Genomic DNA, 23,652 nt, shown 5'->3' with positions numbered 1-23,652 from the left:
CCCGACAATTCGGGGACGAGCCGCAAGGATCATCGGATGATTGCCGAACAGGCGAACGTGGCGTCGGGCGAAAGCTGGCGTCTTTCCGGCGGCAACGCCGTCCCGCCAGCATTGGTGAAGGAACTGCGCCGACGCACCGACCGTGACGGGCTGCTGCAGTTCGCGGGCCATGTCGCGGCCCAGGTCGCCACCGGCGCGCTCATCGGGCTGGCCAGCGGTTCGTGGCTGCTGGTGGTGCCGGCGGTGCTGCTGCATGGCTTCGTGATGGCGCTGTGGTTCGGGCCGATGCACGAATGCACGCACGGCACGGCCTTCCGCACCCGCTGGCTGAACCAGGTCGTCGGCTGGGTCTCGGGCTTCCTGATCTGGCGGCCGCCGCTCTATTTCAAGTATCGCCACGCCGACCACCACACCTACACCCAGCATCCCGAACTGGACCCCGACATCGTCCGCATGCCGGCGACCCTGCGGGAGTATGTGGCGCTGGCCTTTGGCCTGTCCTTCTGGGGCAAGCTGTTCACCATCCTCGGCCGCTCGGCGATCGGCCGGTTCGATGCGGTGGAGCAGAGCTTCATCACCGAGAGCGAGCGCGCCCGCGTCCGCGACGAGACCCGCGTGTTCCTGGCGATCTATGCCGCGATCGTGGCGGCCGCCCTGGCGACCGGCACCTTCGACCTGCTGCTGCTCTACTGGATCGTTCCGCGCATCGCGGGCGAGCCCTTCCTGCGCCTTATCCGCATGGCCGAGCATACCGGTGCCGCCGAAAGCCCCGACCTGCTGGAGAACACGCGCACCGTCCGGGCGCACCCGCTGTTGAACTTCCTCTTCTGGAACATGCCCTACCACGCCGAGCATCACCTGCTGCCGTCGCTGCCGTTCCACGCGCTGCCCCGCCTGCATCGCGCGGTGGCGCCCCGGCTGGCCCATGTCTCGACAGGCTATCTGGCCGTCCACCGCACGCTGCTGCGCCAGTTGCTCGACCGGCGGGCCGCGGCCGCGCGCGCCTGATGCCGCTCTGCGTCTGATGCCGGGCTTCATCTGATGCTGGGCTCCATCTGATGGCCGGCGTGGTTGTCGTCGGCGCCGGCCACGCCGCGGGCGCGCTGGCGGTCGCCTTGCGCGACGGCGGCTATGCCGATCCGATCGCCCTGATCGGCGACGAGCCCCACCCGCCCTATGAGCGGCCGCCCTTGTCCAAGGGCCTGCTGCGCGGCACCGACGCGTTCGAGGGCGCGCTGGTCCGCCCGCGCGAATGGTACTCTGAGGCGGGCGTCGCCCTGCATCTCGGCCGCCGGGCGGTTGCCGTCGATCCCGCCGGCGGGACCGTGCAACTCGACGGCGGCGACCGCCTGGATTTCACGAACCTGGTCTTCGCCACGGGCCTGACACCGCTGCGCCTCGGCATCCCGGGCGCCGGGCTCCCGGGCATCCACGTCCTGCGGACCTGGGCGGACTGCCAGGCGATTGCGGCGGCGGCCGCGCCGGGGGGCCGTGTCGTCGTCGTCGGCGCCGGCCTGGTCGGGCTGGAGGTCGCGGCCACCCTGCGCGTGGGCGGCAGCACCGTCACCGTGCTGGAGGCCGCCCCCCGCCCGCTCGCCCGCGTGCTGCCGGCGCTGGTGGCCGACCATGTGGCGGGCCTGCATCGCGCGCGCGGCGTCGACCTCCGCTGCGATGCTTCCGTCGCCGCCTTCGTGGGCGACGGCCGGCTGCGCTCGGTCGTGCTGACCAGCGGTCAGGCCCTGCCGGCCGACCTCGCCATCGTCGCCATCGGCTCGGCACCCAATGACCGGCTCGCGCGCGCGGCCGGGCTGGAGGTGCGCGACGGCATCGTCGTGGATGCCGGCTGCCGCGCGTCCCTGCCGTCGATCCATGCCATCGGCGACGTCGCCCGCCATCGCAGCGCCCGCTTCGATCGCGAATGGCGCCTGGAATCCTGGCACAACGCCCAGGAGCAGGCGGCGACCTGTGCCCGCACCATCCTCGGCGTCGCGCAGCCGCGGGCGAAGGTGCCGACCTTCTGGACCGACCAGTACGACACCACCGTGCAGTTCGCCGGGCTGACCAATGCCACGACCGAGGCCGAGCTGCAGGGCGACCCGGCCACTGGCGCCTTCAGTGTCCTCTGCCGGCTGGGTGGCGAACTGGTGGGTGTCGTCGGCGTCAACCGGCCCAAGGACGTCCGCCAGGCGCGCATCGCGATCGAGGCCGGGTCCAGCCCGTCCCAGAACTCACACGACCGGAAGCAGCCATGATCCAGTCCCGCGCCGCGGTCTGCCACAGCGCCAACCAGCCGATGACGATGGAGACGGTCGAGGTCGAGGGGCCGAAATCGGGCGAGGTGCTGATCGAGATCAAGGCGACCGGCGTCTGCCACACAGACGCGGTGATCTTCTGGGGCATCAATGCCAACTCGCCCCTGCCGGCCATCCTCGGCCATGAAGGGGCGGGCGTGGTGGTGGAGGTCGGCCCTGACGTGGAGACGGTACGGCCGGGAGACCATGTCGTGCCGCTCTATGGCGCGGAGTGCGGGACCTGCCGGCAATGCCGCAGCGGGCGCACCAACATCTGCTGGTCGACGCGCAAGACCCGCGACCTGGGCGTGCTGCTCGACGGCACCGCGCGCTTCCGCCTGAACGGCCAGCCGATCCACCATTTCATGGGGACCTCCACCTTCTCGCGCTACACGGTCGTGCCCGAGGTGGCCGTCGCCCGCATCCGCAGCGACCTGCCGCTGGCCCAGGCCTGCCTGCTGGGATGTGGGGTGACGACAGGGGTCGGTGCTGCCATGCACGATGTCCGGCCCGGCGACACGGTGGCCGTGTTCGGGTTGGGCGGGGTTGGAGTCAACATCGTCCAGGGTGCGCGCGCCGCCGGGGCCGCGCGCATCATCGGCATCGACCCCAACCCGATGAAGCGCGACCTGGCCGCCCGCTTCGGTGCCACCGACCTGATCGACCCGGTGCCGCTGGGGCCGAGGCTGGTCGCGGCTATCATCGACATGACCGATGGCGGCGTCGACGTCAGCTTCGAGAGCTCCGGCGAACTGGGCGTCATGCGCCAGGCCTTCGAATGCACCTGCGTTGGCTGGGGCACCTGCGTCCTGCTCGGGGTCGAGCCGGACGGGGCGGAGATCGGCGTCAGGCCGGTCATGGTGCGCTATGGCCGGACGCTGAAGGGCAGCTATTTCGGCGGGGTGAAGGGCCGCTCGCAACTGGGCCGTTATGCCGACATGCTGGCGGCGGGCACCATCACGGTGGACGGGCTGGTCAGCCATACCCTGCCGATCGACGCCGTCAACGAGGCGTTCGAGCTGATGCGCACCGGCCAGTCCTCGCGCGCCGTCCTGCTCCATGCCTGAGCCGCTGGAGCGCCAGTACGACTTCCGCTGGCGGCACCCGGACCGGGAGCTGATCCTCGCCCGCTATGCGACCGAGAGCGAGCAGGCCGTCCGCGAACTACCCGCCCACCTCGACGTGCCCTACGGTCCGGGACCGCGAGAGCGGGCCGACATCTTCCCGGCGCCGGCCGGCGTCCGGCCGATCCACCTCTTCATTCATGGGGGCTACTGGCGGGCTCACCGCAAGGAGGACTACCGCTTCGTGGCCGCGGCGACGGCGGCGGCCGGGTGGGCGACGGTCGTCGTGGAGTACGACCTGGCACCGGCAGTGACGATCGACCACATCGTCGACCAGATGCGCCGGGCCGTGGCGTGGGTGCACCGAAACGCCGGGACCTTCGGCGGCGACCCGGCCAGGCTCATCGTCTCCGGCCATTCGGCCGGCGGGCACCTGGCGGCGATGATGGCCCTGGCGGACTGGGGCGGCCCGCCACCGTTGCGGGGCTGCCTGGCGATCAGCGGCGTCTTCGACCTGGACCCGATCCGCGCCACCTCGATCAATGCCGACCTCCGTCTCGATGCCGCGGCCGCTGCCCGCCTCAGCCCGGTCGTGCATGCGGGCAGTGGCCGGGTGCCGATCGCGTTGGCCGTCGGCGCGGACGAGACCGATGCCTTCCTCGAACAGTCGCAACACTTCGCCGACGCGCTGGCCAGCCATCGCTGGCAGCCGCCGCCGATGGTGCTGGCCGGCCGCAACCACTATGATGTCGTCCTGGAGCTGGCGCGGCCGGACAGCCCGCTGGCGGGGACCCTGCGCAGCCTCGCCGACGCCCACTGACGGCCGACCCGAACGGGCGAGGTGGTCTATTGAGCGAGCGCGAGCCCGAGCGGATCAAGTATCTCAACTTCAACCAGCTACGGTCGTTCTTCGCGGTGGCCGAGCATCTGAGCTTCACCCGCGCGGCCCAGGCCCTCAATGTCGGTCAGCCCACCATCACCACCCAGGTGAAGGCGCTGGAGGAGCACTACCGCGTCGAGCTGTTCCAGCGCCTGCCGGGCGGCGTGGCCCTGTCGGAGAGCGGGGCCGCCCTGCTGGCCGTGGCGCGCCGCATCTTCCAGCATGAGGAGGAGGCAATCGGCCTGCTGGAGGCCCTGGGCGGAGCCGTCACCGGCACGCTGCGCGTCGGCTCGGTCGGGCCGTTCTTCGTGATGAAGCTGCTGGCCGGCCTGCGCGCGACCCATCCCCACCTGGCCCTGACGCTGCGGACGGGCAATTCCGAGGCGATCCTGAACGAGGTGCTGGAGGGCCGGCTCGACGTCGCCGTGGTCGGCGGCGGGGCGGAGGACTCCCGCCTGACCGCCGTGCCCCTGCAACGCCAGGCGGTGATCGTCTTCGTCTCCCGCCACCATCGCTGGGCCGAGCGCGGGGCCATCCGCCTAGCCGAGCTGGAGAACGAGCCCTTGGTGATGCGCGAGGCCGGGTCGCGCACCCGCGAGGCGTTCGAGCGCGCGCTGCGCCAGGCGCGGATCAAGCCCAACGTCGTGCTGGAGGTGCCGCGCGAGGCGGTGCGCGAGGCGGTCGCCGAGGGGCTGGGCGTTGGCATCCTGTCGGAGGCCGAGTTCACGCCCGATCCCCGCCTGCGGGCGCTGCGCCTGCTTGACGCCGATGCCGCGACCGAGGCCTTCGCCATCTGCCTCCAGGGCCGCCGCAACGTGCGCTCGATCGCGGGTTTCATGGCGCTGGCCGCCACCTATGCCGATCTGCCGTCGGCATAATTGCCGGTCGCACGGCCGGGGGTGAATGGACGGCATCGTTTTTATGAATTTGCGGGCCGTCCGTGGCCCGGGCGACCCTCCCCTCCAGGCGGCGCGCAGACGCCGTCGGGGAGGGAGCAGCACATGAAGAACCGCCTCTTGGCGCTTGCCTGCGCCGGCGTGCTGGCATTGGCCACGCCAGCAAAGGCCGCCACCGAGATCCAGTGGTGGCACGGGCTGGCCGGCGCGCTCGGCGACTGGATCGACGACCTGGCCAAGGGCTTCAACACCAGCCAGGCCGAATATCGCGTCGTGCCGACCTTCAAGGGCGGCTATGCGGAATCGATCACGGCGGCCATCGCCGGCTTCCGCACCAAGACCCAGCCCCACATCCTCCTGGTGCCGACCTACGCCACGGCGCAGTTCATGGCCGCCAAGGGGGCGACCGTGCCGGTGCACGAACTGGTCAGCCGCATCGGCGCCAAGTTCGACGAATCGATCTACTTGAAGGGCGTCGTCGGCTACTACGCCGACCCGCAGGGACGGATGCTGTCGCTGCCGTTCAATTCGTCGACGCCGGTCATGTACTACAACAAGGACGCCTTCGTGGCGGCCGGCCTCGACCCCGAGAACCCGCCCCGCACCTGGCCGGAATTCGAGGCGGCGTCGCGCAAGCTGGCGGCCGTCGGCGGCTCGCGCTGTGCCTTCACGCTGTCCTGGCAGGAATGGATCTTCCTGGAGAACCTGTCCGCCTGGCACAATTGGCCGGTGGCGACCAAGGCCAACGGCTATGGCGGCCTCGACACCGAGCTGAAGCTGTCCGAGCCCTTGCACCTGCATCACCTGGCCTGGTCCAAGCGCATGCTCGACCAGGGCCTGTTCAAGTATGCCGGCCGCGGCAACAACGCCCAGGCGCTGTTCACCTCGGGCCAGTGCGCGGTCATGTTCAATTCGTCCGCCGGCTATGCCGGGGTGAAGAAGGAAGCCGCCTTCCGCTTCGGCATCGGCATGCTGCCCTATTGGCCGGAATTCGCGCGCGGTCCCAATGGCGGGCCGCAGAACACCATCATCGGCGGCGCCAGCCTGTGGGCGCTGGCCGGCCATGACCCCGCCGCCTACAAGGGCATCGCCGCCTTCTTCACCTACCTCTCCAACGCCGAGGTGCAGGCGGCCTCGCACCAGCGCACGGGCTATCTGCCGATCACGTCGGCCGCCTACGAGCTGACCAAGGCGCAGGGCTTCTACGAGAAGAATCCCGGCACCGACACCTCGATCCGCCAGTTGGACCTGCACCCGCCGACCGAGAACTCGCGCGGCATCCGCCTTGGCAACTACCTCCAGATCCAGAACGTCTGGAACGAGGAGATGGAGGCGCTGTGGGGCGGCAGCAAGACGGTCGAGCAGGCCGCCGCCGCCATCGTCCAGCGCGGCAACGTGCTGTTGCGGCAGTTCCAGTCCGACCAGCGTTGATCCGGCGATGGTGTTCCGCGACCGCTTCGTGCCCTACCTGCTGCTGGCGCCCCAGGTCGTGGTCACCATCGTCTTCTTCCTCTGGCCGGCGGGCCAGGCGATCTACCAGTCGGTGCTGCGCGAGGACGCGTTCGGCCTGTCGCGCCGCTTCGTCTGGTTCGAGAACTTCGATCGCCTGTTCGCCGACCCGGCCTTCTGGCACTCGCTCGGCATCTCGATCCTGTTCGCGGCCGCCGTAGCCACCCTGGCGCTGGGCGCCAGCCTGATGCTGGCGAATGCCGCCAACCACGTGATCCGCGGCCGGTCCTGGTATCGCATCCTGCTGATCTGGCCCTATGCCATCGCACCGGCGATCGCCGGCATCCTCTGGCTCTTCCTGTTCGCGCCGGTGGTGGGGATCGTCCCCTACATCCTGCACCAGCATTTCGGCTGGGACTGGAACCACCGCCTCGACCGCACCGAGGCGATGGCGCTGGTCATCCTGGCCGCCACCTGGAAGCTGATCTCGTACAACTTCATCTTCTTCCTGGCCGGCCTCCAGGCGATCCCGCGCTCGCTGCTGGAGGCGGCCGCGATCGACGGCGCCGGGCCGGCACGGCAGTTCTGGGCCATCATCATGCCGCTGCTGTCGCCCACGACCTTCTTCTTGCTGGTCGTGAACGGCATCTACGCCTTCTTCGACACGTTCGGCATCATCCATGCGGTGACGGCCGGCGGCCCGGGCAGCCCCGGGGCCACCAGCATCCTCGTCTACAAGGTCTATCGCGACGCCTTCCTGACGCTCGACCTGGGTGCCTCGGCGGCCCAGTCGGTGGTGCTGATGGCGATCGTCGTGGTGCTGACCGTCATCCAGTTCCGGTCGGTCGAGAAACGGGTGCACTACGCATGAAGCATCCCCGCGCCGAACGCATCCGCACCGCGCTCTTCCGCCACGGCGTGCTGCTGGTCGGACTTTTCATCGTAGCCTTCCCGATCTGGGTGGCCTTCGTCGGCTCGACCCTGACCTCGCGCGACATCCGCGCCGTGCCAATGCCCCTGCTGCCGGGCAGCCACGGGCTGGAGACCTACTGGTCCGTCCTGACCGAGGGCGGCGGCGCCCTGTCGCGCAAGACCCCGGTCGCGGCGATGATGTGGAACAGCCTGGTGATGGCGGTGTGCGTGGCGGTCGGCAAGATCGTCATTTCGATCCTGTCGGCCTTCGCCATCGTCTATTTCCGCTTTCCTGGGCGGATGCTGTTCTTCTGGCTCGTCTTCGTCACCCTGATGCTGCCGGCCGAGGTGCGCATCCTGCCGACCTTCCAGGTCGTGGCCGACCTCGGCATGCTCGATTCCTATGCCGGCCTCATCGTGCCGCTGCTGGCCTCGGCGACCGCCACCTTCCTCTTCCGGCAATTCTTCCTGACCGTGCCCAAGGAGCTGGCCGAGGCCGCGCGCATCGACGGGGCGGGCCCGCTCCGCTTCCTCTGGAGCGTGCTGCTGCCCTTGTCGGCGACCAATATCGCGGCCCTCTTCGTCGTCCTCTTCATCTATGGCTGGAACCAGTATCTCTGGCCGCTCCTGGTCACCAAGGAGCTGGAGACGATCGTCGTCGGGGTCTACCGCCTGCTCGCCGTCGGCGACGATTCGATCGACTGGCCGGTGGTCATGGCGACCGCCATCCTCGCCATGACGCCGCCGATCCTGGTCGTCGTCGCCATGCAGCGCTGGTTCGTGAAGGGCCTGGTCGATGTCGAGAAATAGGGAGCATGGTGCCCATGGGCGATGAGCAGGCCTGGACGGAGATCGCCCGCGTAGGCGACGTGCCGGAGGACGACGTGATCGAGGTGACCGTCGGCGAGCGTTGCCTCGCACTTTTCAACCTCCGTGGCACCTATTTCGCGACGGCCGGCATCTGCACCCACGCCCATGCCCGCCTGGCCGAGGGCTACCTCCAGGACGACATCATCGAGTGCCCGCTGCACCAGGGCCTGTTCCACGTGCCGACGGGCAAGGCGGTCGGCGCCCCGGTCTCCCGCGACATCGAGACCTTTCCCGTCCGCGTCGAGGGCGGCGCCATCCTGGCAAGACTGCCGGGCTGAGCCGGGGGCCTTGCGCATCCGCGCTACGCGAACGCCCGCTTCCCCGCTTATGGTGCGTCCCTTGTCGGATTGAGGGACGGAGAGCGGGGATGCAGGTTGCGATCATGGGTGCGGGTGCCGTGGGCTGCTACTATGGCGCCATGCTGGCCAGGGCCGGTCACGCCGTGACGCTGATCGGGCGCCAGGCGCTGGTCGACCAGGTCGCGGCCGGCGGCCTGCGGCTCGAGATGGCGGATTTCGACGACCGGGTTGCCCTGGGCGCGTCGACTGAGCCGTCCGCGCTGGCCGATGCCGAGGTGGTGCTGTTCTGCGTGAAGTCGTCGGACACCGAGGCGGCGGGCGAGGCGATCCGGCCCCATCTCCGGCCCGACGCCACCATCTTCTCGTTCCAGAACGGCGTCGACAACGCCACCCGCCTGTCCGGCGTGTTGGGCCGGCCGGCCGTGCCCGCCGTCGTCTATGTCGCGGCCGGCATCCCCGCCCCGGGCCATGTGAAGCATCATGGTCGCGGCGACATCGTCGTCGGCACCGGCGACCGGGTGGAGGCGATCGCCGCCGGGTTCCGCGCCGCCGGCATCCCCACGACGGTCTCCGATGCGGTCGAGACGGTGCTGTGGGGCAAGCTCGTCACCAACTGCGCCCACAATGCGCTGTCGGCCGTGGCCCAGGTGTCCTACGGCCACATGGTGGCGGTTCCCGGCGTCACCGACGTCATGGCCGACGCGGTCGACGAATGCCTGGCGGTGGCACGGGGCCTGGGCATCGGCCTGGACGACGGGGTGAAGGCGATGGTGCTGGGCGTCGCCGCCAGCATGCCGGGCCAGTATTCGTCCACCGCCCAGGACATGGCCCGCGGCAAGCCGACCGAGATCGACCACCTGAACGGCTATGTCGTGCGCAAGGGCCAGGCGCTGGGCATTCCCACCCCGGTCAACCGCGCCCTGTGGGCCATGGTGAAGCTCCAGGAGTCCCGGCGCCCGGCCTGAGCGGCATCACGGCCTCTCGACAGGTCCGCGCGGAACCCGCAACATTGCCGTAACAAAACGGTAATGGTTCGGGGCAGCATGCTCCGGCGGGAGGAGACCATGGTGGAAGCGATCGCAACCGAGCCGGGGCGCGTCGTCCGGCGGATCGCCACGGCTCTGGGCATGGCCGTGGCGGGGATCTCGGCCGTCCTGTCGGCGGCCCAGGCCCAGACCCAGACGCTCAACGCCTATTCGATCTGGCCCGAGAACTGGGCCCGGCCGATGCTGCAGGAGTTCGAGGCGGCCTCCGGCATCAAGGTGAATTTCCTGCGCTTCTCGTCGGGCGAGGCGCTGGCCCGCGTCATGGCCGAGAAGAACAACCCGCGCGTCGACGTGCTGTTCGGCGGCCCGGTCGAGACCTTCGCCGCCGGCGTCAAGGAGGGGGTGTTCGAGCCCTACAAGCCGCCGGCCTTCGCCGAACTGCCGGAGCGCTTCCGCGAGGCGAACGGCCATTGGGTGGCGATCGCCGACGACCCGCTGGTCTTCATGACCAACGCGAAGTTCCTCAAGGAGAACGGGCTGAAGGCGCCGGCCTCGTGGGAGGACCTGCTGAACCCGGCCTATCGCAACATGCTCCAGATGGCCGACGCCCGCACGTCCGGCACCGCCGTCACCCGGATCTTCTCGGTCATGGAGGTGAACGGCCGCGACGAGGAGAAGGGTTTCGCCTACCTCAAGAAGCTGCGCCAGAACGTCCAGCTCTACACCAAGAGCGGCGGCGGCGGCACGCTGCCGGTGGGGCTCGGCCAGGCCGCGGGCGGCATCTTCTTCATCGTCGACGCGCTCGACACCAAGGCCAAGGGCTACGACGTCGAGATCAGCTTCCCGCGCGAGGGCATCGGCACCGCGGCCGAGGGCATCGCGCTGTTGAAGGGCGCCAAGAACGCCGAGGCCGGCCGCAAGCTGATCGACTGGGCGACCAGCCCCGCGATGCAGTCGCTCTATGCTAAGCACAAGATCAACTTCGTGCCGGCCCACCCCAAGGTCGAGACCGAGGCGTCGCTGGCTGGCATCCTCAAGCAAGCGAAGATCTTCCCGATCGACGACGCCTACGCCCAGGACAACCGCAAGAAGTTCGTCGCCCGCTGGATCGCCGAGGTGTTGCCGTAAGACGGGGGCGCTGTCTCGGGCAAGGATGATGGCGACCACGGCCGTGCGCCGGCGGCGGATGCGCGACCCGGCGCTGGCGATCACGGCGCTGGTGATCGCGGGCCTGCTGGCCTTCTTCGTGCTCTATCCGCTGGGGGCGCTGCTGGCGCGCGTGTTCGTGGTCGGCGGCGAGCCCAGCATCGCCCCCCTGCTGGAGGTGCTGGCCCAGCCCAACCATCGGGCGGCCTTCTTCAACAGCCTGCTGCTGGCGACGCTGGTGGGGGTGATCGGCACGGCGCTGGGCTTCCTCTTCGCCTTCACCGCCGCCCGCGCCGGCCTGTCGGCGGGCTGGGTGCGCTTCCTCGACATCGCGACCCTGCTGCCGCTGATCTCGCCACCCTTCACCACCTCGATCTCGCTCATCTTCTCGTTCGGGCCGCGCGGCCTCATCACCCATGATCTGCTCGGCCTGAAGGGCGTCACCATCTATGGCCTGTCGGGCACGCTGGCGGCCGAGACGCTGACCTATTTTCCCATCGCCTACCTGACGTTGCGCCCGGTCCTGTCGGCCATGGGGAACACGCTGGACGAGATGGCGATGAGCCTCGGCAGCCGGCGCCTGCACCTCTTCCGCACCGTCACCCTGCCGCTGGCCGTGCCGGGGCTGGCCAACGCCTTCCTGCTGCTGTTCGCCTGCTCGCTGGCGGATTTCGCCACGCCCCTGATCCTGGCCGGCAACCGCTTCCCGGTCCTGCCGACCGAGGCCTATCTGCAGATCACCGGCCTCTTCGACCTGCAGGGCGGGGCGGTGCTGTCCTTCGTGCTGCTGGTGCCGGCACTCGTCGTCTATGTCGCCCAGCGCTACTGGGTGGGGCGGCGGCAGTATGTGACGGTCACCGGCAAGTCGGGCTCGGCCGGTTCGTCCAAGGGCGTGTCGCCGGCCGCCCGCATCCTGCTGGTCGGCGCCTGCCTGCTGGTCGCGCTCTTCGTCCTCTACCTCTATGCGCTGCTGATCTTCGCCTCGCTGGTGCAGGCGTTCGGCGCCAACCACACGTGGACGCTCGACCACTACCGCGTGATCTTCACCGAGGGGCAGAAGGCGATCGGCGACACCCTGATCATCGCGCTGATCGGCATGCCGCTGGGCGGGCTCTACGGCGTCCTCGTCGGCTACATCGTGGCGCGCGGCCGCTTTGCCGGCCGCCAGGTGCTGGAGATGGCGGCGATGGTGAACTACGCCCTGCCCGGCACCATCGTCGGCATCGCCTACCTCATCGCCTTCAACGACCCGCCGGTGGCGCTGACCGGCACGGCGCTCATCATCATCGCCTGCTACGTCTTCCGCTACAGCCCGACCGGCATCCGCGCGACCATCGCCCAGCTCCACCAGATCGACCGCAGCCTGGAGGAGGCGTCCGAGAGCCTGGGCGCCAAGGGCGGCACCACCTTCCGGCGCGTCGTCCTGCCGCTGATCATGCCGGCCTTCTTCGCCGGCCTCGGCGTTGTCTTCATCCGCTCGATGACGGCGATCAGCGCCACGATCTTCCTCGTGTCCATCGACTGGACCCTGATCACCGTGCGCATCCTCGAGAACATGACCGAGCTGGCGCTGGGGCCGGCCGCCGCCTTCTCCGTCTTCGTCATCATCGTGGTGATGATCGTGACCGCCGCCGTCAACGCCCTGCTGCGGCGGCTGCGCACGGGCCAGGAAATGCCGGTCGCCGGCATGGGCGGCGGGTGATGGCGGCCGCCACCGGCGCCCCCGTCGGCATCCGGCTGGACGGGGTGTCGGCGCAGTTCCGCCACCGCGTGAAGGGGCTGGTCTATGCCGCCCGCGACGTCAGCCTGACGATCGAGCCGGGCGAGCTGATGACGCTGCTGGGGCCGTCCGGCTGCGGCAAGACCACGACCCTGCGCATGATCGCGGGCTTCCAGGAGCCCAGTGCCGGCCGCATCCGTATCGGCGACCGCGACGTCACCGACTGGCTGGCGAGCGACCGCGACATCGGCTTTGTCTTCCAAAGCTACGCGCTCTTCCCGCATCTGTCGGTGGCCGAGAACGTCGCCTACGGCCTGCGCGTGCGCAAGGCGCCGGCGGCCGAGATCGGGCGGCGCGTCGGCGAGGTGCTGGAACTGGTGGGCCTGGCCGGTTACGAGCGGCAGTTGCCGAGCCAGCTTTCCGGTGGCGAGCAGCAGCGCGTGGCGCTGGCCCGCGCCATCGTCATCCGCCCGCGCGTCCTGCTGTTCGACGAGCCCCTGTCGAACCTCGACGCCCGCCTGCGGGTGCAGATGCGCGGCGAGATCCAGAGCCTGCAGAAGCGCCTCGGCATCACGTCGGTCTATGTGACGCACGACCAGGAGGAGGCGATGGCGATTTCCGACCGCATCGCCGTGATGAACAAGGGCGAGGTGGTCCAACTGGGCGACGCCGAGACGCTCTACCGCCGGCCGGCCAGCACCTTCGTGGCCGAGTTCATCGGCCGCTCCAACCTGCTCCGCGGCACGGTCGAGGCGGTGGCGGCGGGTACGGTCCGGGTCGCCGTTGCCGGCTCCATCGTCACCCTTGCCGCCGGCGAGGCCGGTCTGCGCCAGGGCATGGCGGTGCGCCTCGTCGTGCGGCCGGAATCGGTGGCGCTGGCCGCCGCCGGCGTGGGCCTGCCCGGCACCGTGCGCCTGCGCACCTATCTGGGCGAGAAGGTCGAATACCAAGTCGCGGTCGGCGGGGAGCAGATCCACGCCGTCGCCTTCGACCCGGCCGAGGGGGCCGGATTCCCGCCCGGCAGCGCCGTCATCGTCACCCTGCCGCGCCAGGGCGTGCAGATCCTGCCGGAGGGCACGCCATGATCACCCGCCTTGTCGCCGCGATCCTGCTCTGCCTGGCGCTTCCCGCGGCCTGGGCGGCCGAGCGCATCCATGGTGCCGATGCCCACTACGCCTCGGCCGACGTGGCCCTGGAATGGGCGGTCCTGCGCCACGCCGACGAGGATCGGACCGAAGTGGTGATCCGCGTCCTCGACCGCTCGGGCAAGGGGCTGCACCTGCTGGTCGAGGGCGTCGACCCGTTCGGCGGCGCCCGCACGACCTTTGCCGCGGCCCGTCCCGTGGCGGCCGGGGCCGACATCGTCGTGCCCCGTCGCCTGCTGGCCGACCATCCCAGCCTGGAGCTGCATTTCGCGGCCGGCGCCGATGCGCTGGCGGCGGGTCGACCGGCCTTCACGATCTATTACCTGGGCGTGCCGGACACGACGCCGGAGTTCCTGGACCGGGCGGCGATGGAGGCCTACCTGGCCGGCAAGGTCCGCCCGTAGGCGGGCCTTGCCTGGTCGCTCAGGCCGTCGGCGCCAGCGCGATGGCGCTGATCTCCACCAGGTTGCCCTGGCCGCCCAGGCGGGATTCCACGGTGGCGCGGGCGGGTGGGTTCTTGGGGTCGACCCAGGCTTCCCAGGCACCGTTCATGGTGTTGAAGGTGCCGATGTCGACGAGCCAGATGTTGCACATCACGAGGCGGCTCTTGTCGGTGCCGGCGGCGGCGAGATAGCCGTCGATCTGGGCCAGGATGTCGGTGGTCTGGGCGGCGACGTCCTGCACCTTCTCGCGTGCGGTCAGGCCCGAGATGTAGACGAAGCCGTTGGCGACGACCGCCTTGCTGAGGCGGGAGCCGGGTTCGATGCGCTTCATGGCTGGATGCTCCTGTAGATGGCGGGGATGTGCCGTCCCGATCCTATGCCGCGGGCGGTGCGCGCGGCTATCGCGGCCAGCGCGCCATCGTGTCGGCCAGCAGCTCGGTCGCATCCTGCAGCGTGTCGGCGGTGCGATTCACCTCGCGCCGCAGCTTGGTTTCCAGCATCCAGCGCGCCGGGGTCTCCTGGCTGGCCAACACCCCCACCTCGTAGAGCGCGGGCAGCACGGTCGTCTGCGCCGTCAGCCCGTAGGCATCGTGCTCGTAGGTGCCCCGCACCGTGCTCGACAGCGGGATCAGCAGGCGGTTCACGCGCTTCATCGCGAGGTTGATGGCATCGGCTGCCGCTTCGTCGCCCCCCGCCTCGTTGGCAGCCGGCGCAGCGGCGTAGTGGGTCCGCCAGCCGTCGCAGAAGGCATCGAACGCAACCGCCTGCGCGTGCAGCTTGCGGGCCGCCGCCAGGGCCTCGTCCATGCCGATCGCCTCGCCAGCCGGCGACAGGTCCTCGAGCCGCTTCACGAACTGCTGCGCGCTTTCCGTATAGGCGTAGGGCAGGACGACCGCGGTGCAGAGCTCCCACAGGTAGGCCGCATAGATGCGCAGGTGGTCGACCATGAACTCGAAGTCGACCTTGTCGATCGTGCAGTCCAGCGTGTGGTGCCACCAGCCCCAGTTGGCCAGCGCCGTCTCCTTCAGCTCCTGCTCGGAGAACTGGCCCATGGCGAAGATCATCGGGATGCCCATGCCGAACATGGAGCAGTCGCCGTGCTTCTTCTTGCGCTCCCAGGAATAGGAGCGGTTGCCCAGCAGGCGACCCTCGATCGCCTGGTGGAAGCGCTTCAACTCGACGTTGGACGACGCACCCCAGCGCATCGTGCCGGTGCAGGAGGGCTGGTCGATCAGGATGTAGCCGACCGCATGGTCGCGCAGCCGGCGCCAGTTCCGGTCGACATACCAGGTGGAGCCGACCATGGTCCCGGTCTCGTGCCCGGTCCAGAAGCCGGCGGTGATGCCGCGGCGCAGCTTGTGGCGGTTCTGGTGGAAGACCCGCATCAGCTCCAGGATGACGGCGTTGCCCGACGCATTGTCGGTCGATGCCGGCCCGGGCCAGGAATCCTGGTGGCCAGCCAGCACGACGAAATCGTCGCTGCGCGTACCGGGGATCACGCCTTCGGTCAGGTGGACGGGCGTCCAGCGATTGTCGACGATGGCGCTCAGCTCGACTGTCACCGGGCCCGCCTCGCACAGCGCCTTCAGCTTCAGGCCGGTGGAGCGCGCGGTGGCGATGCAGGGGATGGTCGGCATCTCGTCGCGGAAGGTCTCCGGCGTCGGGTTGCCCCAGGCGGGCTTGACCGAGCCGAACGGGACCGCGGTGTCCTCGGGCCGGCCCCAGTTCATCATGATGGCGGCGGCTGCCCCCATCTCGGCCGCGATGCGCTGCTTCTCGTGCCGCGCCGGGGCGTAGGACAGCTCGGTCAGGATGATGCGGCCGCGCACGTCGAGCCCGACATAGTCCGCGTAGGCACCGGAGCCGACATAGACGACCTCGCCCGTCATGTTCTCGATCGGCTCGCTGTGGCCCAGCGTGTTGGCCTCGATCTCCATCTCCACGGGTGCCGTCACCCGCAGGCGGGCGGGGCCGGGAAAGCTGACGAGGCCGGGGAACGCGTGCACACGCGCCTCGATGCCGTCGGCCAGCATGCGGTCGCGGCTGTACTCGGCCATGCGCCGGCCGTTCTCGGAGCCGGCCAGCCGCGACGGGATCTCCTCGCCGATCTGGATGGTGGTGCGCTCGACGTTGGCGACCGAAAGCTGGTCGAGGATGGCCTGCTCGGCGATGGTGTGATCGGGCATGGCTCGGGTTCCGTGCGGGAAATGGCTCAGTGAACGGGGACAGGATGGGGCCGGGCGGGGGCCGCCGGCTCGCAGCGCAGGCATTCGGCAAAGCCACCGTCGATGCCGCGATCGACCCGCACCGGCGCCGGCTTGCTGGCCGCGCAGAGCGGCTGGGCGTCCGGGCAGCGGGGGTGGAAGGCGCAGCCCGACGGCGGGTCGAGCGGGTTGGGAAAGGCGATGCCGAGCGGCGCGTCGGGCATGCCGGCCGTCGGGTCGGGCGTCAGCACCGACGACAGCAGCGCCCGGGTATAGGGGTGGCAGGCACCGGCGAACAGGCGCTCGGTCGTGCGCTCCTCGACGATGCGACCCAGATACATGACCGCCACCCGCGTCGCCAGGTGCTCGACGACGGCCAGGTTGTGGCTGATCAGGATGTAGGTCAGCCCCAGTTCCTGCCGCAGGTCGAGCAGCAGGTTCAGGATCTGCGACTGCACCGACACGTCCAGCGCCGAGGTCGGCTCGTCGGCGATCACGAGTTGCGGGCGCAGCACCAGGGCGCGGGCGATGGCGACGCGCTGCCGCTGCCCGCCCGAGAGCTGCGAGGGGTAGGAATCGGCGTGCCGGCGCGGCAGGCCGACCAGGTCCATCTGCTCGGCCACCCGGCGCCGGCGCTCGGCCGCGTCGCCGACGCCATGGACCAGCAGCGGCTGGCCGATGATCCCGGCGATCGAGCGGCGCGGGTTCAGCGAGGAATAGGGGTCCTGGAAGATCGGCTGGATGCGCCGCGCGCGTTCCAGCCGGTCGGCCGCGGCCAGCGGCTTGCCGGCGAAGCGGATCTCGCCCCGGCTCGGCGCCAGCGCGCCCAGCAGCGTGCGGGCCAGCGTGGACTTGCCGCAGCCGGATTCGCCGACCAGCCCCAGCACCTCGCCCCGGCGCACCGACAGGGATACGCCATTCACCGCATGCAGGGTCCGCCTGGGCTTCAGGAAACCGGTGCCGACCTGGAACGAGCGGTAGAGCTGCTGGCCCTCGAGCAGGACGGTCATGCCGGCACACGTTCTTCTTCGGCGGCCGCCGCCAGGACGCAGCGGCTGGCGCGGCCGGTGCCGATCGCCGCCAGCGGCACCGGCTGGCGGCAGGCATGGGCCTTGCGCTCGGGGCAGCGGTCGATGAAGCCGCAGCCGGCGATCGGCCGGGCCAGGTTCGGCACCATGCCGGGGATCGTGCCCAGGCGCTGGCCGGCCGCCCCGGTGCCGGGGCGTGGGATGCAGCCGATCAGACCCTGTGTATAGGGGTGGCGGGGGTGGGCCAGCACCTCCAGCGCCGTGCCGGTCTCGACGATCTCGCCCGCATACATGACCGCTACCCGGTCGGCGATGCGCGACACCACGCCCAGGTCGTGGGTGATCAGCAGCAGCCCCATCGAGAACTCGCGCTGGAGGTCGGCCAGCAGGCGCAGGATCTGGGCCTGGATGGTGACGTCGAGCGCGGTCGTCGGCTCGTCGGCGATGATCAGGTCGGGGCCGCACATCAGCGCCATGGCAATCATCACCCGCTGGCGCAGGCCGCCCGAAAGCTGGTGGGGATACTGCCCCAGCCGGCTGGCGGCCGAGCTGATGCCGACCCGCTCCAGCAGGTGGACGGCGCGGTCGCGGGCCTCGGCCCGGCGCACCCGGCGATGGCGCAGCAGGGCCTCCTCGAGCTGGTTGCCGATCGACCAGGCCGGGTTCAGGCTGGTCATCGGCTCCTGGAAGATCATCGCCAGCCGCTGGCCGCGCAGGTCGGCCATGCGCGCGGGCGTGGCCGACAGGAGGTCTTCGCCCGCCAGCGTCATCCGGCGTGCCCGGCGCACCGCGCGGGCCGGCAGCAGGTCCATGATGGCGAGCGAGGTCAGCGACTTGCCGCAGCCGGATTCCCCGACCACGCACAGAGTCTGGCCGCGCTCGACCGACAGCCGGATGCCGCGCACTGCTCGCAAGGTGCCGGCGGCGACCGGCAGGTCGACCTCCAGCCCGTCGATCTCCAGCAGCGCGCTCAATTGCGGTTCTCGGGTGCGGTCACGTCGCGGATGCCGTCGCCCAGCAGGTTGACCGACATGACGAGCGCGAAGAGCGCGAAGCCCGGGATGCAGATCAGCCAGGGCTCGAAGAACATGAAGCTCTTGCCTTCGGAGATCATCAGGCCCCAGGACGGCGTCGGCGGCTGCACGCCAAGCCCGAGGAAGGACAGCGCCGCCTCCAGCAGGATGGCGTGCGCGATCTCCAGCGTGGCGATGACGATGAGCGGGTTGGCGACGTTGGGCAGCGTCTCGGTCAGTATGATGCGCGTGGTCGAGCAGCCGATCGCCTCGGCGGCCGCGACGTAGTCCAGATGGCGCACCTGCTGGGTGGCCGCCCGCATGACGACGGCGAAGCGGTCCCACAGCAGCAGGCCCAGCACCAGGATGATGATCCACAACGAACTGCCGACCAGCGACACCACCGCCAGCGCGATCAGGATGGCGGGCATGGCCAGGCGCGTCGTCACCAGCGTCGTCACCACCATGTCGACCCGACCGCCGAAATAGCCGGCCGCCACGCCCAGCGCCGTGCCGACCAGGCCCGACAGCAGCATGGCGGCAAAGCCGATCAGCAGCGAAACGCGGGCGCCATAGATGATGCGCGAGAGGTAGTCGCGGCCGAAGGAATCGGTGCCGAGCGGGTGGGACCAGGTGCCCGTCGCCTCCCACACCGGCTTCAGCATCCGGCGGCTCAGGTCCTGGGCGTAGGGGTCGTGCGGCGCCAGCAGCGGGGCCGCCAGCGCGATCAGGAAGATGAACGCCAGTACCCCGCCGCCGATGGTGACGCCGCGATGGGACAGGGCCCGTCGGCGCAGGATGGTGGCGGGCGAGGGGGCTGCCGGCTCGGCCGCCACCACCGCGCGGAAGGGCGGCGTGCCCAGATCGCCTGTCGCCGACATCAGGACACCCGGATCCGCGGATCGAGCCATGCGTTCAGCACGTCCGCCAGGAAGGTCAGAAGGACATAGACGCCGGCGATCATCAGGATGATCGCCTGGATCGTGTCGAAGTCGGCGCGCTGGATCGACTGGTAGGCGAGCCGGCCCAGCCCGTTCAGCGAGAAGATGGATTCGACGACCACCGACCCGCCCAGCATGAAGCCGAGTTGCACCGCCGCGACCGCCACCACCGAGACGATGGCGTTGCGCAGCGCATGCTTGAAGAGGACGGCCGGCGGCCGCAGCCCCTTGGCGCGCGCGGTGCGGATATAGTCCGAGCCCAGCACCTCCAGCATGCCGCCGCGGGTCAGCCGCATCAGGGCCGGCATGGCGTAGTAGCCCAGCACGATGGAAGGCATGACGTAGTGCAGCCAGCTGTCGCTGCCGCTGATCGGCAGCCATTCCAGGTGGACGCCGAAGACCAGGATCAGCAGCAGCGCGAAGAAGAAGCTGGGCATCGCCTGGCCGACGACGGCGGTGCCGAGCGCGATGCGGTCGAGGGCTGTGTTGGGCTTCAGCGCTGCCACCACGCCAAGCGGGATCGACACCACCAGCGCCAGCCCGATCGAGCAGAGCGCCAGCGTGATCGTGACCGGCGCGCGGTCGGCGATGAGGTCGAGCACCGGGCTCTTCAGGAACAGCGAATCGCCGAAGTCGCCACCCAGCGCCCGCAAGGCCCAGTGCCAGTACTGCGCCAGCAACGGCTGGTCGAAGCCGTACATGCGGCGGATGTTCTCGATGTCGGCGACGGTCGCCCCTTCGCCCGCCAGCACCTGGGCCGGGTCGGCCGCCAGGCGCAGCAGCAGGAAGGTGGAGGTCGACACCAGCATGGCCACCACCAGCGCCAGGCCGAGACGCCGCAGGATGAACTGGGTCATCGGGCCGCGGCCGGCGCGGTGCCGGCGCCAAGGCGCGGGGAAGGGCGTCTGTGCATGGCCCGATGGTCCGTCGATGAATGGAAACTGTCAACAGGGTAAGTGTTGACAGTTTCCAGTTTTCGCCGCTCAATTCCCGGATGAGCAAAGCCGGCCTGCCGCCAAAGCCCCCACCGTCCAGTGCCTCGGCATCCAGCCTTCCGGCCGCCGCCGCGGCGATCGCGCAGCGGCGCTCGGAATCGCTCGGCACGATCGTGCACAAGGAATTGGAGCGGATGATCCTGAGCGGCGAGATCAAGGCCGGCGAGCGGGTCAGCGAGCAGCTGATCGCGGCCCAGCTGGGCGTGAGCCGAGGCCCGGTGCGCGAGGCTACGAGCGCGCTCGAGCGCAGTGGCCTCCTGACCAGCATTGCCAACCGCGGCGTCTTCGTGCGCGAGGTCTCGACCGACGAACTGCTCGAGCTCTACGACATGCGTGCCCTGCTGACCGGCTTCGCCTGCGCCCTGATCTCGACCGGCGGCAGCCGCGAGCAGAAGGACCGGCTGGCGGCCATGGTCGAGGGCATGGGCCAGGCGCTGGAGGCGGGCGACGGCCGTCGCTACTACCAGGCGAACCTCGAATTCCACGATGCCCTGATGGCCTTCTCCGGCCATGGGAAGGCCGCCCAGATCTACGAGACGCTGCTGAAGGAAGCCCATCTGTCGCGCCGTGGTGTGCTGTCGGCGCCGCCAATGATGGGCGAATCCAATGCCGAGCATGTCGCCATCATCCAGGCGATCCAGGCCGGCGACGGCGATCGCGCCCGCATCCTGGGCGAGGACCATGTGCTGGCCGGCAAGCGACGCCTGCTGAAGGCGCGGGCGGCTGGGCTGGAGGCCGGCCCCGAGTCCGATTCTGGTTTGTCTGAACCTGCTCTCGACGACAGTGCCGGGCGCCCGCGCGCGCGGCGGCGGAGGACTTCATGACCGAGATGCTGCACCTGCCGGTAACCGACCGATCCGCCTGGAAGGTGGCGGACATGGAGCGGGACCGTTCCTGGGTCTACGAACTGACGGCCGACGCGCTGGCCGAGATCGACGGGGCGATCGCCGCGGTCGGCGCGCGGGGCCTGCGCGCGGGCGAGTTCGCGGCGGCGGACTTCGACCTGCCGATCCTCAAGGGCGTGATGCGGTCGGTCCTGGACCAGGTGCAGAACGGCCGGGGGGCGGCCCTGATCCGCGGCCTGCCGGTCGAAAAATACGATGCCGACGTGCTGAGCAGCCTGCTGTGGGGGCTGGGCATCCAGATCGGCCGGCCACTGCCGCAGCGCGCCAGCCTCAATCTGGGGGGCGTGCGCGACAACCTGATCGCCCACATCACAGACCAGGGCCTCGACTACAACGCCCCCAACGTGAACGGCTCGGCCACCTCGGCCGAGCAGTTGCCCCATACCGATCCGGCCGACGTGGTGGCCCTGCTGTGCGTGCGCAAGGCGCGCTCGGGTGGCATCAGCCGCGTCGTCAGCGCCGTCACGCTCCACAACGACGTGCTGGAGCGGGCGCCCGACCTGCTGGGGCCGCTCTATGACGGCTACCTCTACGACATGCGCGGCGATGCCGCCAATTCCAGCGGCCAGGAGGTGACCGACGGGCGCATCCCGATCTTCACCTACCATGCCGGCAAGCTCAGCTGCGTCTTCAACGCCAAGATGATCGAGACCGCCCAGCGCAAGCTTGGCACCGCACTGCCGATGCGCGAGCGCGCCGCCCTCGACCTGCTGCTCGAGCGCGCGCTGGCGCCCGAGAACCGGCTCGACATGGACCTGCAGCCGGGCGACCTGCAGATCATCAGCAACTACACCATGCTGCATGCCCGTACCGGCTGGGTCGAGCAGGCCGATCCGGCACTGCGCCGCCTGATGCTGCGCCTTTGGCTCCGGGTGGAGGGGTTCCGCGACATCGCGCCCGGCGTCGCCAGCGGCTATGTCCGCGGCTCGACCGTCGATGTCGGTGCCGCCGCGGCCCAGTACTAGGGCCATGGGCATGAGCGTTCACGCAGAAGCCACCGGCCGCGTCGTCGTCACCGGCGGCAGCAGCGGCATCGGCGAGGGCATCGTCCGCCGCCTGCATGGCGACGGCTATGCCGTCGTCAACCTCGACATCCAGGCGCCGAAGCCCGATGCCGTGGGCCAGTTCCTCCAGGTAGACCTGGGCGACGCCGCGGCCACCCAGGCCGTGCTCGCCGCCGTGCTGGCCGACGGGCCGGTGACGCGGCTGGTCAACAATGTCGGCATCGTCTGGCCGCAGCCGGTGGGCGAGGTCAGCCTGGAGAACGTCGAACGGTCGCTGGCGGTCAACCTGCGCAGCGCCTTCCTTTGCTTCCAGGCACTGCTGCCCGGCATGCAGGCGGCCGGGTTCGGGCGGGTCGTCAACATCTCCAGCCGCACGCTGATGGGCAAGGAGCTGCGCACCACCTACGGCATGAGCAAGGGCGGGCTGCTGGCCGCGACCCGCACCTGGGCGCTCGAATTCGCCCAGCAGGGGATCACGGTCAACGCCATCGGGCCGGGCCCGATCAACACCGAGCTGTTCCAGAAGGGCAATCCGCCGGGCGACCCGCGCACCGACGCCATCCTGCGCTCGGTGCCGATGCGCCGCTTCGGCGAGCCGGCCGAGGTCGCCCACGCCGTCGCCTCCCTGCTCGACGCCCGGGCCGGCTTCATCACCGGCCAGATTCTCTATGTCTGCGGCGGCCAGGCGGTCGGCGTGCAGGCCGCGTGATGGAAACCACTCCCATGCCCGAAGCCACCCTCGTCACCGGTGCCAGCCAGGGCATCGGCCGCGCCATCGCCGAGCGCCTGCGCGCGGACGGGCAACTCGTCGTCAACCTCGACCGCCGGCCGCCGGCCGACGGCAGCGACGCCGGCCCCTTCTTCCTGGCCGACCTGGACGATGCCACCGCGACCCGCCAAGCCCTGGCCGAGATCGCGGCCGCCTATCGCGTCACCCGGCTGGTCAACAACGCCGACCGCGACATGCCGGGCGGGCTGGCCGACTTCACCGTCGCCGGCTTCGACCGCGCGGTCGCGGCCAACCTGTCCCAGCCGCTGCTATGCGTGCAGGCGGTACTGCCGGCGATGCGGGCTGCCGGCTTCGGCCGGATCGTCAACATCTCCAGCCGCGACGCGCTGGGCCAGGAACGGCGCAACCTCTTTGCCGCCACCAAGGGCGCGATCAACACCATCACCCGCACCTGGGCGCTGGAGCTGGCGGCCGACGGCATCACGGTCAATGCCATTGCCCCCGGCCTGATCGCCGAGGACGGGGACGCCGGCCCACAGGACGGCAACGCCACCGATGCCCGGCTGTGGAACTCGATCGCGCTCGGCCGGCCCGGCCAGCCGGAGGAGGTGGCGCACGCCGTCGCCTTCCTGCTCGACCGACGCGCCAGCTACGTCACCGGCCAGTTGCTGCATGTCTGCGGCGGCCTGTCGATCGGCGGGCTGGTCGCACCCTAAGAAAAGATACCGAAC

The 23,652-nt window shown here is 70.1% G+C and carries 24 protein-coding genes; 18 read left to right on the top strand and 6 right to left on the bottom strand.

Features of this window, described 5'->3' with window-relative positions:
• Positions 1-36 precede the first annotated feature (36 nt).
• From STVA_RS23315 to STVA_RS23250, 14 genes are all read left to right on the top strand, one after another.
• The gene (locus tag STVA_RS23315) at positions 37-1,008 is read left to right on the top strand and encodes a fatty acid desaturase (protein WP_170216596.1); all 972 of its coding nucleotides are present in this window, start codon (positions 37-39) and stop codon (positions 1,006-1,008) included.
• 50 nt (positions 1,009-1,058) lie between these two features.
• Positions 1,059-2,252 carry an NAD(P)/FAD-dependent oxidoreductase gene (locus STVA_RS23310; protein WP_123692575.1) on the top strand — a complete coding sequence of 398 codons (1,194 nt, stop codon included), beginning with the start codon at positions 1,059-1,061 and terminating at the stop codon, positions 2,250-2,252.
• Positions 2,252-3,358, top strand: coding sequence for an alcohol dehydrogenase catalytic domain-containing protein (locus tag STVA_RS23305; RefSeq protein ID WP_123692958.1), 1,107 nt, complete (start codon positions 2,252-2,254; stop codon positions 3,356-3,358). Before STVA_RS23310 ends, STVA_RS23305 begins: the two co-directional genes overlap by 1 nt.
• Positions 3,351-4,175, top strand: coding sequence for an alpha/beta hydrolase (locus STVA_RS23300; RefSeq protein WP_123692573.1), 825 nt, complete (start codon positions 3,351-3,353; stop codon positions 4,173-4,175). Before STVA_RS23305 ends, STVA_RS23300 begins: the two co-directional genes overlap by 8 nt.
• Before the next feature lie 29 nt (positions 4,176-4,204).
• Positions 4,205-5,113: a LysR substrate-binding domain-containing protein gene (locus tag STVA_RS23295; protein ID WP_123692571.1), complete on the top strand. Its 909-nt coding sequence runs from the start codon at positions 4,205-4,207 to the stop codon at positions 5,111-5,113.
• A gap of 123 nt (positions 5,114-5,236) precedes the next feature.
• Complete coding sequence (ugpB, locus tag STVA_RS23290) at positions 5,237-6,562, top strand: sn-glycerol-3-phosphate ABC transporter substrate-binding protein UgpB (protein ID WP_123692569.1); 1,326 nt, start codon at positions 5,237-5,239, stop codon at positions 6,560-6,562.
• Positions 6,563-6,569: 7 nt separating this feature from the next.
• Positions 6,570-7,451: a sn-glycerol-3-phosphate ABC transporter permease UgpA gene (gene ugpA, locus STVA_RS23285; protein ID WP_123692567.1), complete on the top strand. Its 882-nt coding sequence runs from the start codon at positions 6,570-6,572 to the stop codon at positions 7,449-7,451.
• On the top strand, positions 7,448-8,302 hold the full coding sequence (gene ugpE / locus STVA_RS23280; RefSeq protein WP_123692565.1) for a sn-glycerol-3-phosphate ABC transporter permease UgpE: 855 nt from the start codon (positions 7,448-7,450) through the stop codon (positions 8,300-8,302). The genes ugpA and ugpE overlap by 4 nt, the downstream gene beginning before the upstream one ends.
• Positions 8,303-8,316: 14 nt before the next feature.
• Positions 8,317-8,640: a non-heme iron oxygenase ferredoxin subunit gene (locus STVA_RS23275; RefSeq protein ID WP_123692956.1), complete on the top strand. Its 324-nt coding sequence runs from the start codon at positions 8,317-8,319 to the stop codon at positions 8,638-8,640.
• Between the two features lie 89 nt (positions 8,641-8,729).
• Positions 8,730-9,626: a ketopantoate reductase family protein gene (locus STVA_RS23270; protein WP_123692562.1), complete on the top strand. Its 897-nt coding sequence runs from the start codon at positions 8,730-8,732 to the stop codon at positions 9,624-9,626.
• 99 nt (positions 9,627-9,725) lie between these two features.
• Positions 9,726-10,775: an ABC transporter substrate-binding protein gene (locus tag STVA_RS23265; RefSeq protein ID WP_197735725.1), complete on the top strand. Its 1,050-nt coding sequence runs from the start codon at positions 9,726-9,728 to the stop codon at positions 10,773-10,775.
• A 25-nt stretch (positions 10,776-10,800) separates the two neighbouring features.
• Positions 10,801-12,495, top strand: coding sequence for an ABC transporter permease (locus STVA_RS23260; protein WP_197735724.1), 1,695 nt, complete (start codon positions 10,801-10,803; stop codon positions 12,493-12,495).
• Positions 12,495-13,598 carry an ABC transporter ATP-binding protein gene (locus STVA_RS23255; RefSeq protein ID WP_123692560.1) on the top strand — a complete coding sequence of 368 codons (1,104 nt, stop codon included), beginning with the start codon at positions 12,495-12,497 and terminating at the stop codon, positions 13,596-13,598. Before STVA_RS23260 ends, STVA_RS23255 begins: the two co-directional genes overlap by 1 nt.
• Positions 13,595-14,062 carry a hypothetical protein gene (locus STVA_RS23250; protein WP_123692558.1) on the top strand — a complete coding sequence of 156 codons (468 nt, stop codon included), beginning with the start codon at positions 13,595-13,597 and terminating at the stop codon, positions 14,060-14,062. Before STVA_RS23255 ends, STVA_RS23250 begins: the two co-directional genes overlap by 4 nt.
• Before the next feature lie 19 nt (positions 14,063-14,081).
• Here STVA_RS23250 and STVA_RS23245 read toward each other — a convergent pair whose 3' ends face one another.
• From STVA_RS23245 to STVA_RS23220, 6 genes are all read right to left on the bottom strand, one after another.
• Positions 14,082-14,432, bottom strand: coding sequence for a RidA family protein (locus tag STVA_RS23245; RefSeq protein ID WP_123692556.1), 351 nt, complete (start codon positions 14,430-14,432; stop codon positions 14,082-14,084).
• A gap of 67 nt (positions 14,433-14,499) precedes the next feature.
• Complete coding sequence (locus tag STVA_RS23240) at positions 14,500-16,287, bottom strand: M28 family peptidase (protein ID WP_170216595.1); 1,788 nt, start codon at positions 16,285-16,287, stop codon at positions 14,500-14,502.
• A gap of 26 nt (positions 16,288-16,313) precedes the next feature.
• A complete protein-coding gene (locus STVA_RS23235) occupies positions 16,314-17,315 on the bottom strand; it encodes an ABC transporter ATP-binding protein (protein ID WP_123692552.1) in 1,002 nt (333 codons plus the stop codon).
• Positions 17,312-18,307 (bottom strand): ABC transporter ATP-binding protein, encoded by a 996-nt coding sequence (locus STVA_RS23230; protein ID WP_123692550.1) that lies wholly within the window; start codon positions 18,305-18,307, stop codon positions 17,312-17,314. The genes STVA_RS23235 and STVA_RS23230 overlap by 4 nt, the downstream gene beginning before the upstream one ends.
• Positions 18,304-19,227, bottom strand: coding sequence for an ABC transporter permease (locus STVA_RS23225; protein WP_123692548.1), 924 nt, complete (start codon positions 19,225-19,227; stop codon positions 18,304-18,306). Before STVA_RS23225 ends, STVA_RS23230 begins: the two co-directional genes overlap by 4 nt.
• The gene (locus STVA_RS23220) at positions 19,227-20,144 is read right to left on the bottom strand and encodes an ABC transporter permease (RefSeq protein WP_123692546.1); all 918 of its coding nucleotides are present in this window, start codon (positions 20,142-20,144) and stop codon (positions 19,227-19,229) included. The genes STVA_RS23225 and STVA_RS23220 overlap by 1 nt, the downstream gene beginning before the upstream one ends.
• Positions 20,145-20,281: 137 nt before the next feature.
• Between STVA_RS23220 and STVA_RS23215 the strand changes: the two genes are divergently transcribed.
• The 4 genes from STVA_RS23215 to STVA_RS23200 are packed head-to-tail and all read left to right on the top strand — an operon-like array spanning position 20,282 to position 23,637.
• The gene (locus tag STVA_RS23215) at positions 20,282-21,106 is read left to right on the top strand and encodes a GntR family transcriptional regulator (protein ID WP_170216594.1); all 825 of its coding nucleotides are present in this window, start codon (positions 20,282-20,284) and stop codon (positions 21,104-21,106) included.
• On the top strand, positions 21,103-22,152 hold the full coding sequence (locus STVA_RS23210) for a TauD/TfdA family dioxygenase (protein WP_123692542.1): 1,050 nt from the start codon (positions 21,103-21,105) through the stop codon (positions 22,150-22,152). The genes STVA_RS23215 and STVA_RS23210 overlap by 4 nt, the downstream gene beginning before the upstream one ends.
• A 10-nt stretch (positions 22,153-22,162) precedes the next feature.
• Complete coding sequence (locus tag STVA_RS23205) at positions 22,163-22,900, top strand: SDR family oxidoreductase (RefSeq protein WP_197735723.1); 738 nt, start codon at positions 22,163-22,165, stop codon at positions 22,898-22,900.
• Positions 22,901-22,914: 14 nt separating this feature from the next.
• Positions 22,915-23,637, top strand: a complete 723-nt coding sequence (locus STVA_RS23200; protein WP_123692538.1) for an SDR family NAD(P)-dependent oxidoreductase — start codon at positions 22,915-22,917, stop codon at positions 23,635-23,637.
• Positions 23,638-23,652 lie beyond the last annotated feature (15 nt).

Source organism: Stella humosa, from assembly GCF_006738645.1.
GTDB lineage: Bacteria > Pseudomonadota > Alphaproteobacteria > ATCC43930 > Allostellaceae > Allostella > Allostella humosa.
This window is presented reverse-complemented; position numbering and strand designations above follow the sequence as displayed.